Below are 15113 nucleotides of genomic sequence, written 5' to 3' on the forward strand. Positions count from 1 at the left end.
CAGCCCCCCACCCCGGAGGACGACGATGACCACCCCGACCGTGACCGAGCCCGTGACGACCACGCCGGAGACCCCGACGTGCGAGAGCCTGCTGGCCGCCGTCGTCGATCCCGGTGGCCGGGAGATCCTGGATCCCGCGACCGGCGAGGTCGTCGGCCGCGCCCCGGAGCAGTCCGTCGCGGACCTCGACGACGCCGTCGCCCGTGCCCGCGCCGCCCAGCCGGCGTGGGCGGCCCGCACCGACGCGGAGCGCATCGAGCTGCTGCTGCGTGCCGCGGACGCGGTCGAGGCGTACGCGGAGCCGCTCGCCGAGCTGCTCTCCCGCGAGCAGGGCAAGCCGCTCAACGGTCCCAACGCCCGGTTCGAGGTCGGCGCCTGCGCCGCCTGGCTGCGCGCCACCGCTGCCACCGAGCTGCCGGTCGAGACAGTGGTCGACGACGGCGAGGTGCACGCGGAGCTGCACTACCGCCCGGTCGGTGTCGTCGGCGCCATCGGACCGTGGAACTGGCCGATGATGATCACCGTCTGGCAGGTCGCGCCCGCCCTGCGGATGGGCAACACCGTGGTGGTCAAGCCCTCGGAGTACACGCCGCTGAGCGTGCTGGCCCTCGTCCACGTGCTCAGCGGGGTGCTGCCCGCCGACGTGCTCTCCGTCGTGGCCGGGGGGCGGGAGATCGGGGCCCGCCTGTCCAGCCACCCCGACGTCGACAAGCTGATGTTCACCGGCTCGACCGCCACCGGGCAGGCGATCATCAAGAGCTCGGCGGACACGGTGAAGCGGCTGACCCTCGAGCTCGGCGGCAACGACGCCGGCATCGTGCTGCCCGACGTCGACCCCCGCGCCATCGCCGAGGGCCTGTTCTGGGGCGCGTTCATCAACACCGGGCAGACCTGCGCCGCGCTCAAGCGGCTCTACGTCCACACCGACGTCTACGACGAGGTCGTCGCCGCGCTGGTCGACGTGGCGAAGGCGATGCCCATGGGCCGGGGCCTGGACGAGGAGAACGTGCTGGGCCCGCTGCAGAACCGCGCGCAGTACGACATCGTCGCCCGGCTGGTCGAGGCCGCGCGGGACTCCGGCGCGACGGTGCTCCTCGGTGGGGACCCCGCCCCCGACGCGGCCGGGTACTTCTACCCGACCACGATCGTCACCGACGTGGCCGACGACAACCCACTGGTGGCGGAGGAGCAGTTCGGTCCTGCCCTGCCGATCATCCGGTACGAGGACGTCGACCAGGCGGTGGCCATGGCCAACCGGCTCGACGTCGGCCTGGGTGCCTCGGTGTGGAGCAGTGACCGGGCAGCGGCGCGCGCCGTGGCGGCGCGGCTGCAGGCCGGCACCGTCTGGATCAACTCGCACGGCACCGTGCACCCGATGATCCCCTTCGGCGGGGTCAAGAAGTCCGGCTACGGGCTCGAGTTCGGGGTGGAGGGGCTGAAGGCGGTCGCGGTTCCGCAGGTCATCAACGGCTGAGCCCGGGTCCCGGTTCGCGCCGCCGCTGCCCCGGCATCCCCCACGGGTGCCGGGGCAGCGGCGTCCTCCGCGCGGGTCAGCGGAGCGCGGCGCCGACCTTCTCGGCCGCCTCGACGACGGCGCGCCCGATCCGGGCCACGTCGGCGGTGTCGTCGACGAAGACCACGGCGAGCGCCGCTCGCTGCCCGCCGTCGGGGCCCACCACGGGCGCGGCGATCGATCGCAGGCCGGGGATCACCTCGCCGTGCGAGGAGGCCCAGCCGACCCGCCGGGCCTCCCGCAGCGCGTCGCGGTCGTCGGCGGCGGGGGGCTCGGGCATGAGCAGCGCCAGCCCGGGCGCTCCCCGGCCGACGGGGTGGCGGGTGCCGGGCCGGTACACCACGTGCGCGGACGCGTCCTGCGGCTCGACGGTGGCCACCGTGACCGCCTCGTCGCCGGTCCGGACGACGAGGAAGGCGGTCATGGCCAGTTCCGCCACGAGCGCGTTGAGCCGCGGCAGGGCGGCGGTCTGGAGGTCGCTGCGCACACCGCGCGCCAGGCCGGCCATCCCCAGCCCCAGCCAGTACCGGCCGACCGCGTCGCGCTCGACGAGCTGGTGGTCCTCGAGCGTCCGGAGCAGGCGGTAGGTGATGGACCGGTGCAGACCGAGCGCCTGCCCGATGTCGGCGATCGGCTGGGGACTGCCGGTGGCAGCCAGGTGCTCGAGGATGCGGATGCCGCGGTCGAGCGTCTGTGACTGCGGCGCGCTCGCGCCCTCGCCGTCCGACATCGTCGTCCTTCCGAGCGTGATCGGTACCGCCACCAGCCTACGGTCGCCCGCCGCGGCCACCCGCACCCCGGCTGAGTCGCCGCTCCGTCATCACGGCCGCCGACCGTCCGCCGGTGGCGTCGTTCCGGCCGTGGACATGCCACCGGCCCGGCTCTGCCGAGCAGAGCCGGGCCGGTGGACGAGCCGTGCTGGCCGAGGAGGTCTCCCGCCGACCGGGATCGGGCGCTCCTGCCCTCAGGCGGGAGAAGGCGTCCGATTCAGCGGAAGTCCTCCTGGCCGTTCATCTCAGCTGCAGCCGCTGGTGGAGCCGCAGCCCTCGCAAACGTAGCAGCTGCCGGCCGGGCGCATCTTCGTGCCGCAGGTCATGCACAGCGGCGCGTCGGTGGCGGTGCCGGTGACCAGCTCGAGGAGCTCGGCCGAGGAGTGCGCCTCCTTGACCGACTTCGGACCCTCCGGGGTCACCTTCTCCTTGGCCGGAGCGCTCTCGATCGGCGCGGAGCCGCGCAGCTGCTCCAGGTCGACCTCCTCCTCCTCGACGACCGCGGCGGTCGAGGCAGAGGTGTCGTACCCGGCCACCTGGGCCGCGCGCTCCTCGGCCGTGAAGATGCCGAGCCCGGCCCGCTTCTCGACCGGCAGGTGGTCCAGCGCCAGGCGACGGAAGATGTAGTCCATCACCGACTGGGCGATCCGGATGTCCGGGTCGTCGGTCATGCCGGCCGGCTCGAAGCGCATGTTGGTGAACTTCTGGATGTAGGTCTCCAGCGGAACACCGTGCTGCAGCGCGATGGACAGCGAGATGGAGAAGGCGTCCATCACGCCGGCGAGGGTCGACCCCTGCTTGCCGAGCTTCAGGAAGACCTCACCGAGGCTGCCGTCCTCGTACATCCCGGCGGTCATGTAGCCCTCGGCCCCGGCGACGCTGAACGAGGTGGTGACGCTCGTCCGCTTCTTCGGCAGCCGCTTGCGCACCGGGTGCGCCAGCGCGGCCGGCGCCGTCGCCTCGGCCTTCACCTCGTCCTTGGTGCCGTCGTTCTTGCCCTTGCCGCCGGACAGCGGCTGGCCGACCTTGCAGTTGTCGCGGTAGATCGCCAGCGCCTTGAGACCCATCTTCCAGCCCTGGAAGTAGATCGTCTCGACGTCCTCGACGGTCGCCGTCTCCGGCATGTTGACCGTCTTGCTGATCGCGCCGGAGATGAAGGGCTGGACCGCGGCCATCATGCGGACGTGGCCCATCGGGGAGATGGCCCGCTCACCCATGGCGCAGTCGAACACCTCGTAGTGCTCCGGGCGCAGGCTCGGGGCATCGACGACGTGGCCGTGCTCGGCGATGTACTCGACGATCGCCTCGATCTGCTCCTCCTGGTAGCCCAGGCTCCGCAGCGCCCGCGGCACCGTCTGGTTGACGATCTGCATGGAGCCGCCGCCGACCAGCTTCTTGAACTTGACCAGCGAGAAGTCCGGCTCGATGCCGGTCGTGTCGCAGTCCATCATGAAACCGATCGTGCCGGTGGGGGCCAGCACCGAGGCCTGGGCGTTGCGCCAGCCGTTCTCGGCGCCGATCTCCAGGCACTCCTGCCACTGCTGGGTGGCGACCTTCAGCACGTCGGCGTCGTCGGCGCCCACCGGGCGGATCGCGTCGTTGGCCGCGGCGTGCTTGCGCATGACCCGGGCGTGCGCGTCGGCGTTGCGGGCGAAGCCCTCGTAGGCCCCCACGATGCCAGCGAGCTCGGCCGAGCGCCGGTAGGCGGTGCCGGTCATCAGCGAGGTGATCGCCGCGGCCAGCGTCTGGCCACCGCGCGAGTCGTAGGCGTGGCCGGTCGCCATGAGCAGGGCGCCCAGGTTGGCGTAGCCGATGCCCAGCTGCCGGTAGGCGCGGGTGGTCTCGCCGATCGGCTCGGTCGGGAAGTCGGCGAAGCAGATCGAGATGTCCATCGCGGTGATGACCAACTCGACGGCCTTCACGAAGTTCTTGGCGTCGAACGTGCCGTCGTCCTTGAGGAACTTCATGAGGTTCAGCGACGCCAGGTTGCACGAGCTGTTGTCCAGGCTCATGTACTCCGAGCACGGGTTGGACGCGTTGATGCGGCCGGTCTCGGGGTTGGTGTGCCAGTCGTTGATCGTGTCGTCGTACTGGATGCCCGGGTCGGCGCACTCCCAGGCGGCCTGGGTGACCTTGCGGAACAGCGACTTGGCGTCGACGGTCTCGATGACCGAGCCGTCGAGGCGGGCCCGCAGGCCGAACTCGTCGCCCTCCTCCACCGCGCGCATGAACTCGTCGGAGACGCGGACCGAGTTGTTGGCGTTCTGGTACTGGACGCTGGTGATGTCCTTGCCACCGAGGTCCATGTCGTACCCGGCGTCGCGCAGCGCGCGGATCTTGTCCTCCTCGCGCGCCTTGGTCTCGATGAACTCCTCGATGTCGGGGTGGTCGATGTCGAGCACGACCATCTTCGCCGCGCGGCGGGTGGCGCCACCGGACTTGATGGTCCCGGCGGAGGCGTCGGCGCCGCGCATGAAGCTGACCGGGCCGGAGGCCGTGCCGCCGGAGGAGAGCAGCTCCTTGGAGGAGCGGATGCGGGAGAGGTTCAGGCCGGCACCGGAGCCGCCCTTGAAGATCAGGCCCTCCTCGCGGTACCAGTTCAGGATCGAGTCCATCTCGTCGTCGACGGCGAGGATGAAGCAGGCGCTGACCTGCTGCGGCGCGCTCGTGCCGACGTTGAACCAGACCGGCGAGTTGAAGCTGAAGTACTGGTGCAGCAGCATCCAGGTCAGCTCGTGCTCGAAGACCTCGGCGTCGCCCTCGGTGGCGAAGTAGCCGTGCTCGCGGCCGGCCTCGGTGTAGGTGAGCACCACGCGGTCGATGAGCTGGCGCAGGCTGGTCTCGCGCTGCGGGGTGCCGACGGCGCCGCGGAAGTACTTCGTGGTGACGATGTTGGTGGCGTTGATGCTCCACTCGGCCGGGAACTCGACACCGCGCTGCTCGAAGTTGATCGAGCCGTCCCGCCAGTTGGTCATGACGACGTCACGACGCTCCCAGGTCACCTCGTCGTACGGGTGCACACCAGCGGTGGTGAAGACGCGCTTGATCTTGAGGCCCTTGGCCCGGCTGGGAGTCTTGGCGCTGCGGCGGGGGCGGGCGCCGGCCACGCGGTCGTCGGTCTCGGTCATGGTGTGGAGCTCTCCCTGGTCGTGTGTCGCGTGGTGCTTCGCGGGGCTGCGCGGTGGTGCTGCGCGGTGGTGGATCGGGGGCTGGGGAAGAGCCGCGATCGGTAACTGCTCGAACTGCTGTCTATCGGGTGGCACCGACAGTTCTCAGGTGCCGGCGCCGGTGCCGGACGGAACGGGTCGCCGGGGCTCGGGCGGGCCCGTCTCCCCCGGCGGCGCGGCGGGCTGCCGGGCCTTCAGCTCGGCGATCTCCCGCTCGAAGTCGGCCACCGAGGTGAAGGAGCGGTAGACGCTGGCGAACCGGAGGTAGGCCACCTCGTCCAGCTCGCGCAGCGGGCCGAGGATGGCCAGGCCGACCTCGTGGCTCGGCACCTCCGCCGCGCCGCTGGCGCGGATGGCGTCCTCCACCTGCTGGGCGAGGAGCTTGAGCTGGCCCTCGTCGACCGGCCGGCCCTGGCAGGCCCGCCGGACGCCGGCAACCACCTTGCTGCGGTTGAACGGCTCGCTGACGCCGTTGCGCTTGACGACGGCGAGCACCGCCTCCTCGACGGTGGTGAACCGCCGCCCGCACGCAGGACAGGAGCGACGACGCCGGGTGGTGGCGCCCTCGTCGGCCTCCCGCGAGTCGATGACCCGACTGTCGGCGTTGTGGCAGAACGGGCAACGCACGGTGGTTCACCTCCCTTCGCGCCGCGCCCGCCACCGGCCGGCTGTGCACTCCCCTGGGGACATCCGGTGGATGCGCCGGGGACAACCTGAGGACCAGCCTGTGGACGGGCTTACAGCTCTGTAACTACTAGATGTAGGGGAACCCTAGGACGGGCCACACAAGATGTGCAAGTGATCGTTCCGTCGGCGTGTTCCGCCCCGACACTGCGGTGCGCAGGCGGAACAGCGGTCCCCAGCTGTCACAGGACACGCCGCGACGACGCGCCGAACTCCGTGCCCGACGCTCCCCGGAGAGGGTGCCGAGCGCGGCGACACACCGCAGGAACGACCCGGGGACGCTCGCCCCGGCAAGGTTGTGCGCTCATGCGCGGTTCCGACCCGCAGAACCACGCGCCGGCCGCACACCGATCGGCGAACTGGGCGGTCCGCACCCGGCCAAGGGCGACCCGGCGGGCACGCGACGGCGGCGCCGAGCACCCCCGCGGGGTCGACGCGGCGAGGGCCGCCGAACGACGATCAGACGCTGACCGCGCCGCCCACCCGGGGCCGCCGCGAGTGCGGGATCTGGTCACTCAACCGCATCGGGCGGGTCAGGAGATCCTGGTCGACGTCGGCCGGCGGGGTCCAGCCGCTCGCCGTGGAGCGGGTCTCGACCGTGCTCGCGGAGCGGGCCGCGGGCACCGACCAGCCACCGCCCCGCGGTCGGTCCTCACGGGTCGGGGACTGCGCGTCCGGCGCGCTCTCGACGACGGCCGGGAAGAGGTCGGTGTCGGCGGCGCGGTGCCGGCCCACGACCGGGCCGGACTCGGTGGCCGGAGCGCGGTGCCGACCCGGAGGAGGCACCGGCACCGAGGACGCCGGCGCGGCCTGCACGGGGTCGCTCTCCGGCGCGCGCCGGCGACCGCCCGGCCGCTGGGCACCGGTCCGCGGCTCACAGCGGTCGCGCAGCAGCGGCAGGCTGGCGGTCGCCTCGACATCGGTCGACGGACCGTCCCGGAGCGGTGCCGCGGACGGGGAGGCGGGCATCGCCTGCGTCACCGGGGACACCTCGACGACCGGCGACTCCGGAAGCCGCACATCCCCCAGGTCGATCCAGAGCGCCTGCTCTTCGCCTCCGGTGACGACCCGCACCCACATCTGGCACGCGCCGGAGTCGTCGTGTCGCCACCCCAACAGCTCCCCCGCACTCCAGGCACCCGCCTGGTGGACCTCGACGGCCTGGGGACGAGTGGTGAACACGGCGGCGCGGTTCTCCATGACGCTGGACACGGACGTACCGTAGGTGGCCGACCAGCACGCACGGTGAACGTGCCTGTACTGAGGGTTGACGAAGTCGCCGAGCCGCGTTGTGAACACCTTGCCGCGAGGCGCTCTCGGGCGAGTCCGCGAGGCGTCAGGGCAGGAGAAGGACCTGACCAGGCGTGATGGCTGCGGTGTCGAGCCCGTTCAACTGCCGGATGTCGACGACGACGTCCCGGACGTCGCGCCCGTCGGCGGCCGATCCGGCGATCGACCAGAGCGTGTCGCCCGGCTCGACGACCACCTTCGTCGTCCCCATGAGCGCCAACCCGCCACCCTCCTGCCCGAGGACGGCGTCACCGAGGGCGATCGTGCCCACGGCGAGGAGGAGGGCGAGGACCACCACCAGGCGGCGGCCGCGCGCCGTCAGGCGGAGCGGCGGCTGCGCCGGACGACCCGGGCCGGGTGGGCGCCCCGCCTCCGCCCTCGGGGGACCCGCCGCCCGGAGAGGCGCAGCGGACCCGGGGTCGAGCGTCTCCGCGTAGGAGCGAGGCGGCGGGAGCACCCGGAGGTGCCGGGCGGGTGGCCGAACGGCACGCCGCTCCGCCGGGCCGACCGGCACCTCTCCACGGACCCGCAATGCCGTGCTGCTCGTCATCTGTTCAGCCCCTCTGGCCGGCACGTCGCCGGACCCGAACGTGTGTTCGATTCGAACGCCTGTCCGATGTCTACCGGATGCGGCCGACAGATGTGACCCGACACGGAAAGTTTCGAACACCTGTTTGAAGTGGCCGGCGATCGGCGCTACGGTTCCTCCGACGACGAGGGTCGAGAGCTGCGCGGGCAGCCGGCGAGGAGGAGACGTGGCGGACTCGAGCAGGACGTCCGGCAACCGGGGCGGCGCCGCGGGCACGGCGGACGGGTCCGCGTCGGTGCGGGCCTTTCCCGACCGCGCGGCCGACGGGGACGGGCTGACCCAGCGGCAGCGGCGGGTCCTCGAGGTGATTCGCGACTCGATCGACCGACGGGGCTACCCCCCTTCGGTGCGGGAGATCGGCGAGGCCGTCGGACTGTCCTCGGCATCCTCGGTCGCGCACCAGCTCTCGGTACTGCAGAAGAAGGGCTGGCTGCGGCGCGACCCCAACCGGCCGCGCGCCCTGGACGTGCGCCTGCCCGGCGATGCCGGCCGGACCACCACCGCGGCCGTCGAGCGACCCGTGGTCGACGACGGGGTGCAGGCCGCCGCGCCCGCCTACGTCCCGCTCGTCGGCCGGATCGCCGCCGGCGGGCCGGTGCTCGCCGAGCAGGCGGTGGAGGACATCTTCCCGCTGCCGCGCGAGCTGGTCGGCGAGGGGACGGTCTTCATGCTGAAGGTGGCCGGTGACTCGATGATCGAGGCCGCCATCTGCGACGGCGACTGGGTCGTCGTCCGCCAGCAGCCGACCGCCGAGAACGGGGAGATCGTGGCGGCGATGATCGACGGCGAGGCGACGGTGAAGACCTACAAGCGCCGGGACGGTCACGTGTGGCTGCTGCCGCACAACCCGGCCTACGAACCGATCCCCGGAGACGAGGCGACGATCCTCGGGCGGGTGGTGTCGGTCCTGCGCCGGGTCTGAGGGTCAGGTCCGGCGGCGCAGTTTCCCGCCCACCCAGACCACGAGAGTGGCGACGACGGCGGCGATCAGCGCCGAGGCGATCGGCGAGCGGTCCGAGCGGGTGAGTTCCGCGAAGGACGGCAGCGGGTCCTCCGCGGGAGTCGGCCTCGCGGCGGCGGTCGCGGCGGGCAGGGGAACCACGGTGACGGCGCTGGGCAGGCCCTCGCTCGCGACCACGAGCGCCCGGTTGTCGGCGGAGAAGCTGACGGCCTCGCCCTGCGGCGACTCGGGGAGCGCCACCCGCACCGGTTCGCCGGCCAGCGCACCGGGCACGTCCGAACCGGACAGCGGCCACACGTAGGCGTCCGTGTAGGTGCGCAGCGCCAGTGCGCTCCCGTCGCCGGCAACGGCACCTCCGGTGATCAGCAACTGCCCCGCACGACCCACGGGGCCACCCGGGGTTCCGGTGAGGGTGACGTTGACCGTGCCCACCCGCTCCATCGGCACAGTGCCGCCGTCGACGAGCGCGGCGGCGGGCCGGTAGACCCCGCTGGAGCCGAGCACTTCCTTGGTCACGAGGTACGGCGTCCCGTCCGGGGCCAGGAGCAGCGCCTCGGCGTCGTGCGCGCCGTCGGGGTAGGTCAGCCGATGCAGCGCTGCCGCGCCGTCGGGCCGGAGGACATGCAGCGCGACGGTGGCACGGCTCGTGCCGTTGTCACCGGTGTCGGCGATCCAGACGCTCCCGTCCGAGCCGACGCCGAGGTCTTCGGGGTCGAAGGGGTCCGCGGCCCCGGCCTGCACGTCGACCACCGCACAGGCGGCATCGAGCCCGAGGACTTCGACCCGGTCACCGCCGTCGTTGAGGGCGAGCATCTGCTCTCCTACCACCACCAGGCCGGACAGCTCGGCGAGTCGGGGGTCCGTGATGGCGCACCGGACCTCCGGCGCCGGCTCCTCCGCCGACGCGGACCCGGGGACGAGCACGGCCAGGGCGCCGGTCAGGGCGCTCGCGACGACGAGCCGACGCCGCCGGGCGCGGCTAGGAACTCGCTTGGCCTGCTCGGGCACGTACCAAGCGTGACAGAACCATCGCGTCCAGTGCATGAACCACGCCCAGGAGGACGATCCCGACGGCGGCGCCCACGACCGCGTCGGTGACCCAGTGGAAGTCCAGCGACACCATCGCCGCGCCAGTGGCGACCGGCCCGACGACGCTCAGCCACCAGAAGGTCCGCTGTACCGCCGGCGGGAGCCCGTACTCGACCGCCTGCCAGCGGGCCACCCCCCACATGAGCACTGCGTTGGCGACGTGACCGGAGGGGAACGAGGCGCCGTCGGCGTGGAAGAAGTAGGAGCCCGGGAACGCCGGCGCCGTCCGCCCGATCCCGTGCTTGATCGCGTACACCCCGGCGGTCAGCACCCCGAGCGCCAGCAGCACGCGGAGGGCCGGCATCCAGGTGCCGCGCCGCCACAGCAGGTAGCCGACCAGGCCGGCGAGGACGACGAGGATGGTCACGCGCCCGCCGAGCTGCGTGACCACCCACACCGCCGGGTAGCCCGGCGTGTCCCTCAGGCCCCAGTCGCTGACGATCTCCGACACCCGGAGGTCCATCCGCTCCGACGGCCCGTGGCGGAGCAGGTCGGCGGTGATGAGGACGCCGACCAGCAGCGCCACGGCGACCAGCCACCACGGCGGCCGGCCGGGCGGGACCACGGGGGCGGCGCGCGGTGACTCGGCCACCCGCACCGCGCCCCTGGTCACGCCGCCACCGTACCGGCCCGTGACCGGATCGTGATCCGAGCCGATCGACCGCCCCAGCTCAGCCCACCGGGACCGCGAACTCCTCGAGCACCGCGGCGAGGGCGCCGTCCACCCGCGCGGTGAGCCGTGTGCCGCCGTCCTCGTGCCGCTCGCCGAGCACCTCGCCGTCCCGGTGCACCCGGGCCACGAGATCACCGCGCTCGTAGGGCACGAGCACGTCGACCTCGACGTCGGGGTGCGGCAGCCGCTCGGCCACCAGCTTGCGGAGGGCGTCGATGCCGACGCCGGTGCGGGCCGAGACCCAGACCGCGCCCGGCAGGGCCTGGCGGAGGGTGAGGATGTCCTCCTCGCTCATCGCGTCGACCTTGTTGACGACGATGACCTCCGGCACGGCGGCCGCGTCGATCTCGCTCAGCACGACGTGGACGGCGTCGATCTGGCCGAGCGGATCGGGGTCGGAGCCGTCGACCACGTGCAGCAGCAGGTCCGCCGCGGCGACCTCCTCCAGCGTGGAGCGGAACGCGTCCACCAGCTGGTGCGGCAGGTGGCGCACGAAGCCGACGGTGTCGGTGAGCGTGTACTCCCGGCCGTCCGGCGACTGCGCCCGGCGCACCGTCGGGTCGAGGGTGGCGAACAGCGCGTTCTCCACCAGCACGCCGGCGCCGGTGAGCTGGTTGAGCAGGCTTGACTTGCCCGCATTGGTGTACCCGGCGATCGCCACGCTCGGCACGGCGTTGCGTCCCCGGCTCGCCCGCTGGGTGGCGCGGGCGGTCGCCATGCCGGCGATCTCCCGGCGCAGCTTGCTCACCCGGGCGCGGATGCGCCGGCGGTCGGTCTCGATCTTCGTCTCACCCGGTCCGCGGGTACCGATGCCGCCACCGCCGGCGACCCGGCCACCGGCCTGCCGGGACATCGACTCACCCCAACCGCGCAGCCGCGGCAGCATGTACTGCATCTGGGCGAGCTCGACCTGGGCCTTGCCCTCCCGGCTCGTCGCGTGCTGGGCGAAGATGTCGAGGATCAGCGCCGTCCGGTCGACGACCTTGACCTTGAGCACCTTCTCCAGCTGGTTGAGCTGGCCGGGGGTGAGCTCACCGTCACAGATGACGGTGTCGGCGCCGGTGGCGGCGACGATGTCGCGGATCTCGTTGGCCTTGCCCGAGCCGACGTAGGTGGCAGCGTCGGGCTTGTCGCGCCGCTGGCTGACCGCCTCGAGCACCTGCGAGCCCGCCGTCTCGGCCAGGGCGGCCAGCTCGGCCAGCGAGCGGTCGGCGTCGGCCTGGGTGCCCTCGGTCCAGACGCCGACGAGCACGACGCGCTCGAGTCGCAGCTGCCGGTACTCGACCTCGGTGACGTCGGCGAGCTCGGTGGAGAGACCGGCCACCCGGCGCAGGGCGCCGCGCGCCTCGAGCGCGTAGGAGCCGGTGGTGTCGTCGGCCTCGGCCCACCGCCCGGTGGGCGCGGAGCGGGTGTCGAGGTCGGCCTGCTCGTCGAGGGGCAGGGCGTCGGGGGCGGTCGTCATCGTCTCCAGCGTGGCACGGTCCTGCATGGAAAGCACCTGAGTTGTCATCGCCCGGTACAACGCATCGACGCCCCGGATGCATCCCGACCGGCGGCAGGGGTAGGGCCAGCGCGACGAACGCGACGCACGGAGGAGGAACCGATGAGCGAGAGCGGATCGAGCCGGCTGGGTTCGAACAGCGAGCTGGACGACCCGGGCCGGGACCCCGAGGGCATCGGCGGCCCGCCGCGCAACCCGATGGGTGCCGGCGCCGACCAGGACAGCGGCCGGGGGGCGCCACCCACCCCTCCGGCCACCGGCGACGACGACGCGATGGTCCCGCTGCCGCCCGACGACGACCGCCGCTGACGCCTCAGGCCCGGAGCCACTCCGGGCACAGCGTGCCGGCCGACACCAGCACGGCCGGACCGCTGAGGACCGTCGTCCCGGGGGTCACCTGCACCGACAGGCGGCCCCCGGGGACGTCGACGACGACCGTGCCCTCGTCGGCGCCCGCGGCACGCAGGGCCGCGTAGGCCGCGGCGCAGGCGCCGGTGCCGCACGACCGCGTCTCGCCCACCCCGCGCTCGCTGACCCGCAGCCGCACGTGGGCACCCGGCTCCAGGACGTTCACCAACTCGACGTTGACGCCCTCCGGGAACAGCCCCTCGTCGAACGCCGGGGTACCGGTCAGGTCCAGCTGCTCGACGGGCACGTCGGTCAGGCAGGCCAGGTGGGGGTTGCCCATGCTGACGGCGAGACCGGCGAATGCCCGGCCGTCGAGCAGCGCCTCGCCCTCGCCGAACGGGCGGGCGGGGCCCATGTCGACCCAGTAGCCGCCGTCGGCACCGGCGCCCACCCGGCGTGGCCCGCCCCGGGTGCCGACGAGCAGGCCGTCGGCGCAGGCAGCGCGGTCGACGAGCCCCTCGCTGATCAGCGCGTGCAGGAACAGCCGGATGCCGTTGCCGCACATCTCGGCGTAGGAGCCGTCGGCGTTGCGGTGGTCCATGAACCACTCGCACCGGGGCAGGTGCTCCCCCAGCACGGCGGGAGCGTCGGGCACGTGGGCGCTGCGCACCAGCCGCAGCACGCCGTCGCCCCCCAGGCCGGCCCGGCGCTCGCACAGCCGCCGCACCATGGCGGCATCCAGCCGCTCGCCGGCCCACACGGTGCCGTCGGGGTCGGGCAGCACCACGAAGTCGTTCTCGGTGCCGTGCCCGAGCAGCACGCGCGGCGAGGAGGTCACGGATCGATCGTACGGCCGGTGATCACCCCGGTCGCTGCGTCGGCCAGGTCGGCCCGGGCGGCGTCGAGCCACATCGTCGCGGCGTCCCGCCGGAACCAGGACCGCTGCCGACGCACGAACCTGCGGGTCGTGGTGACGGTGCGCTCGCGTGCCTCCTCGGCCGACAGCGCGCCGTCGAACTGGGCCAGCACCTGGGCGTAGCCGAGGGCGCGGGAGGCCGTCGGCCCCTCGCGGAGCCCGTCGGCGGCGAGCGCCGCCACCTCGTCCACGAACCCCGCGGCCCACATCCGGTCGACCCGGACGGCGATCCGTTCGTCGAGCTCCGCGGGTTCGCGGTCCAGCCCGAGCACCACCGCCGGGTAGTGCGGGCGCGGCTCGGGGAGCTCGGCGCGGAACGGCCCACCGGTCAGCTCGATCACCTCGAGAGCGCGCACGATCCGCCGGCCGTTGCTGGGCAGGACGGCCGCGGCGGCGGCCGGGTCGAGCCCGGCCAGCCGGGCGTGCAGCGCGGCCGGACCGGCGTCCGCGAGCTCCCCCTCCAGGCGGGCGCGGACCACCGGGTCGGTGCCGGGGAACTCCAGCTCGTCGAGGACGGCGCGCACGTACAACCCCGAGCCGCCGACGAGCAGCGGCACGGTGCCGGCGGCCCGCAGCCGGTCTATCTCGGCTCGCGCTCGCCGCCGGTACTCGGCCACCGATGCCGGTTCGCGCACGTGCCACAGGTCGAGCAGGTGGTGCGGCACCCCGCCGCGCTCGGCGAGACCGGGCTTGGCGGTGCCGATGTCCATGCCGCGGTAGAGCTGCATCGAGTCGGCGTTCACCACCTCGCCGCCCAGCCGCCGGGCCAGCTCGACGGCGAGCGCGGTCTTGCCGGTCGCCGTCGGGCCGACGATCGCGACCACCGGCGGCGGGGTCGGGACCACTGGTCCGCTGCCGCCGGGCGCTCCGCTCACGCGACCACCCAGTCGGCGACCGGGTAGCCCACCCCGAACGGCGCCCCGTCGTACCGCAGCCGCGCGGTGACGTGCCGGCCCGCGAGCGCGGCTCCCACCGCCCGCCAGACCGGTACGCCGGCGGCGAGGAGCCGCTCCCCCGCCGCCGGGTCGAGCGCGGCCAGCCCGGCGGTGTCCCCCGTCGCCAGGGCGGTGGCGACGGCGGCGTCGAACGGCTCGGCCGCCGGATCCAGGTACCCGGGTGCCTTGACCGAGCGCCGGGCCGAGCCGTCGCCCATCGCGAGCACGCCCACCGGAGGCGGCAGGTCCCGCAGCAGCTGCCCGAGGTCGGCCGGCCCGACCCCGACGCGGGTGCCGGCGAACGACGCCTGGTCGAGCAGCCAGGTACCGACGGTGTGCGCGAGCGGGAGCCGGAGACCTCCCGGGCGCAACCACCCGTCGAAGGGCAGCTCCAAATCGACGCCGAACCCGCGGAGGTCACCGCCGTCGCCGGGCCCGAAGCGTTCCCCGGGCGCCGCACCGGGACCCACGACGACCACCACCTCCGGCGCGGCGCCGAGCAAGGCGGTCACCGCATCCGCGCAGGCCGACCGCAGCGCGGCGGTCTCGGGCAAGGGCCGCCCCTCCACCGCCGGCACCAGCAGCGGCGGGCACGGGCAGAAGGCGACGGCGGCCGACGGGCGGGGCGTCCGGGCCGGGACGCCGCCGGGGTGGGAGGTCACCGCAGCAGTGTCGCC

Annotated in this window: 14 protein-coding genes; 3 read left to right on the top strand and 11 right to left on the bottom strand. The window is 73.6% G+C overall.

Features of this window, described 5'->3' with window-relative positions:
- The first annotated feature begins 25 nt into the window (after positions 1-25).
- Positions 26-1474, top strand: a complete 1449-nt coding sequence (locus ACI79Q_RS04960; protein WP_456614301.1) for an aldehyde dehydrogenase family protein — start codon at positions 26-28, stop codon at positions 1472-1474.
- 76 nt (positions 1475-1550) lie between these two features.
- Here ACI79Q_RS04960 and ACI79Q_RS04965 read toward each other — a convergent pair whose 3' ends face one another.
- The 5 genes from ACI79Q_RS04965 to ACI79Q_RS04985 form a co-directional block, all read right to left on the bottom strand.
- Positions 1551-2276, bottom strand: coding sequence for an IclR family transcriptional regulator (locus ACI79Q_RS04965; RefSeq protein WP_456614302.1), 726 nt, complete (start codon positions 2274-2276; stop codon positions 1551-1553).
- A gap of 252 nt (positions 2277-2528) precedes the next feature.
- Entirely contained in the window at positions 2529-5411 is a 2883-nt protein-coding gene (locus ACI79Q_RS04970) for a vitamin B12-dependent ribonucleotide reductase (protein ID WP_456589379.1), read from the bottom strand.
- A 144-nt stretch (positions 5412-5555) separates the two neighbouring features.
- On the bottom strand, positions 5556-6077 hold the full coding sequence (gene nrdR / locus ACI79Q_RS04975) for a transcriptional regulator NrdR (protein WP_456589378.1): 522 nt from the start codon (positions 6075-6077) through the stop codon (positions 5556-5558).
- Between the two features lie 516 nt (positions 6078-6593).
- Positions 6594-7346 carry a hypothetical protein gene (locus tag ACI79Q_RS04980; protein WP_456614303.1) on the bottom strand — a complete coding sequence of 251 codons (753 nt, stop codon included), beginning with the start codon at positions 7344-7346 and terminating at the stop codon, positions 6594-6596.
- Between the two features lie 124 nt (positions 7347-7470).
- Positions 7471-7719, bottom strand: coding sequence for a LysM peptidoglycan-binding domain-containing protein (locus ACI79Q_RS04985; RefSeq protein WP_456614304.1), 249 nt, complete (start codon positions 7717-7719; stop codon positions 7471-7473).
- A 460-nt stretch (positions 7720-8179) separates the two neighbouring features.
- Here ACI79Q_RS04985 and lexA point away from each other — a divergent pair, with 460 nt between their 5' ends.
- On the top strand, positions 8180-8935 hold the full coding sequence (gene lexA, locus ACI79Q_RS04990) for a transcriptional repressor LexA (RefSeq protein ID WP_456614305.1): 756 nt from the start codon (positions 8180-8182) through the stop codon (positions 8933-8935).
- Between the two features lie 3 nt (positions 8936-8938).
- Here the strand turns inward: lexA and ACI79Q_RS04995 are convergent, their stop codons facing one another.
- From ACI79Q_RS04995 to hflX, 3 genes are read right to left on the bottom strand one after another with little or no spacing between them, the layout of a single operon-like run.
- Complete coding sequence (locus tag ACI79Q_RS04995; RefSeq protein ID WP_456614306.1) at positions 8939-9982, bottom strand: hypothetical protein; 1044 nt, start codon at positions 9980-9982, stop codon at positions 8939-8941.
- On the bottom strand, positions 9954-10676 hold the full coding sequence (locus tag ACI79Q_RS05000; protein WP_456589373.1) for a phosphatase PAP2 family protein: 723 nt from the start codon (positions 10674-10676) through the stop codon (positions 9954-9956). Before ACI79Q_RS05000 ends, ACI79Q_RS04995 begins: the two co-directional genes overlap by 29 nt.
- Positions 10677-10734: 58 nt before the next feature.
- On the bottom strand, positions 10735-12225 hold the full coding sequence (gene hflX, locus ACI79Q_RS05005; RefSeq protein ID WP_456589372.1) for a GTPase HflX: 1491 nt from the start codon (positions 12223-12225) through the stop codon (positions 10735-10737).
- Between the two features lie 114 nt (positions 12226-12339).
- On the opposite strand from hflX, the gene ACI79Q_RS05010 reads away from it, so the two are divergent.
- A complete protein-coding gene (locus ACI79Q_RS05010; RefSeq protein ID WP_456589371.1) occupies positions 12340-12546 on the top strand; it encodes a hypothetical protein in 207 nt (68 codons plus the stop codon).
- Between the two features lie 4 nt (positions 12547-12550).
- On the opposite strand, the gene dapF is transcribed toward ACI79Q_RS05010, so the two are convergent.
- Genes dapF through ACI79Q_RS05025 form a run of 3 tightly spaced genes read right to left on the bottom strand, consistent with a single transcriptional unit; the run spans position 12551 to position 15098 of the window.
- Positions 12551-13423: a diaminopimelate epimerase gene (gene dapF / locus ACI79Q_RS05015; RefSeq protein WP_456614307.1), complete on the bottom strand. Its 873-nt coding sequence runs from the start codon at positions 13421-13423 to the stop codon at positions 12551-12553.
- Positions 13420-14376: a tRNA (adenosine(37)-N6)-dimethylallyltransferase MiaA gene (miaA, locus tag ACI79Q_RS05020; protein ID WP_456598766.1), complete on the bottom strand. Its 957-nt coding sequence runs from the start codon at positions 14374-14376 to the stop codon at positions 13420-13422. The genes dapF and miaA overlap by 4 nt, the downstream gene beginning before the upstream one ends.
- Positions 14373-15098, bottom strand: coding sequence for a hypothetical protein (locus ACI79Q_RS05025; RefSeq protein WP_456598767.1), 726 nt, complete (start codon positions 15096-15098; stop codon positions 14373-14375). The genes miaA and ACI79Q_RS05025 overlap by 4 nt, the downstream gene beginning before the upstream one ends.
- Between the last annotated feature and the right edge of the window lie 15 nt (positions 15099-15113).

It is taken from the genome of Blastococcus sp. SYSU DS0828, from assembly GCF_054050975.1.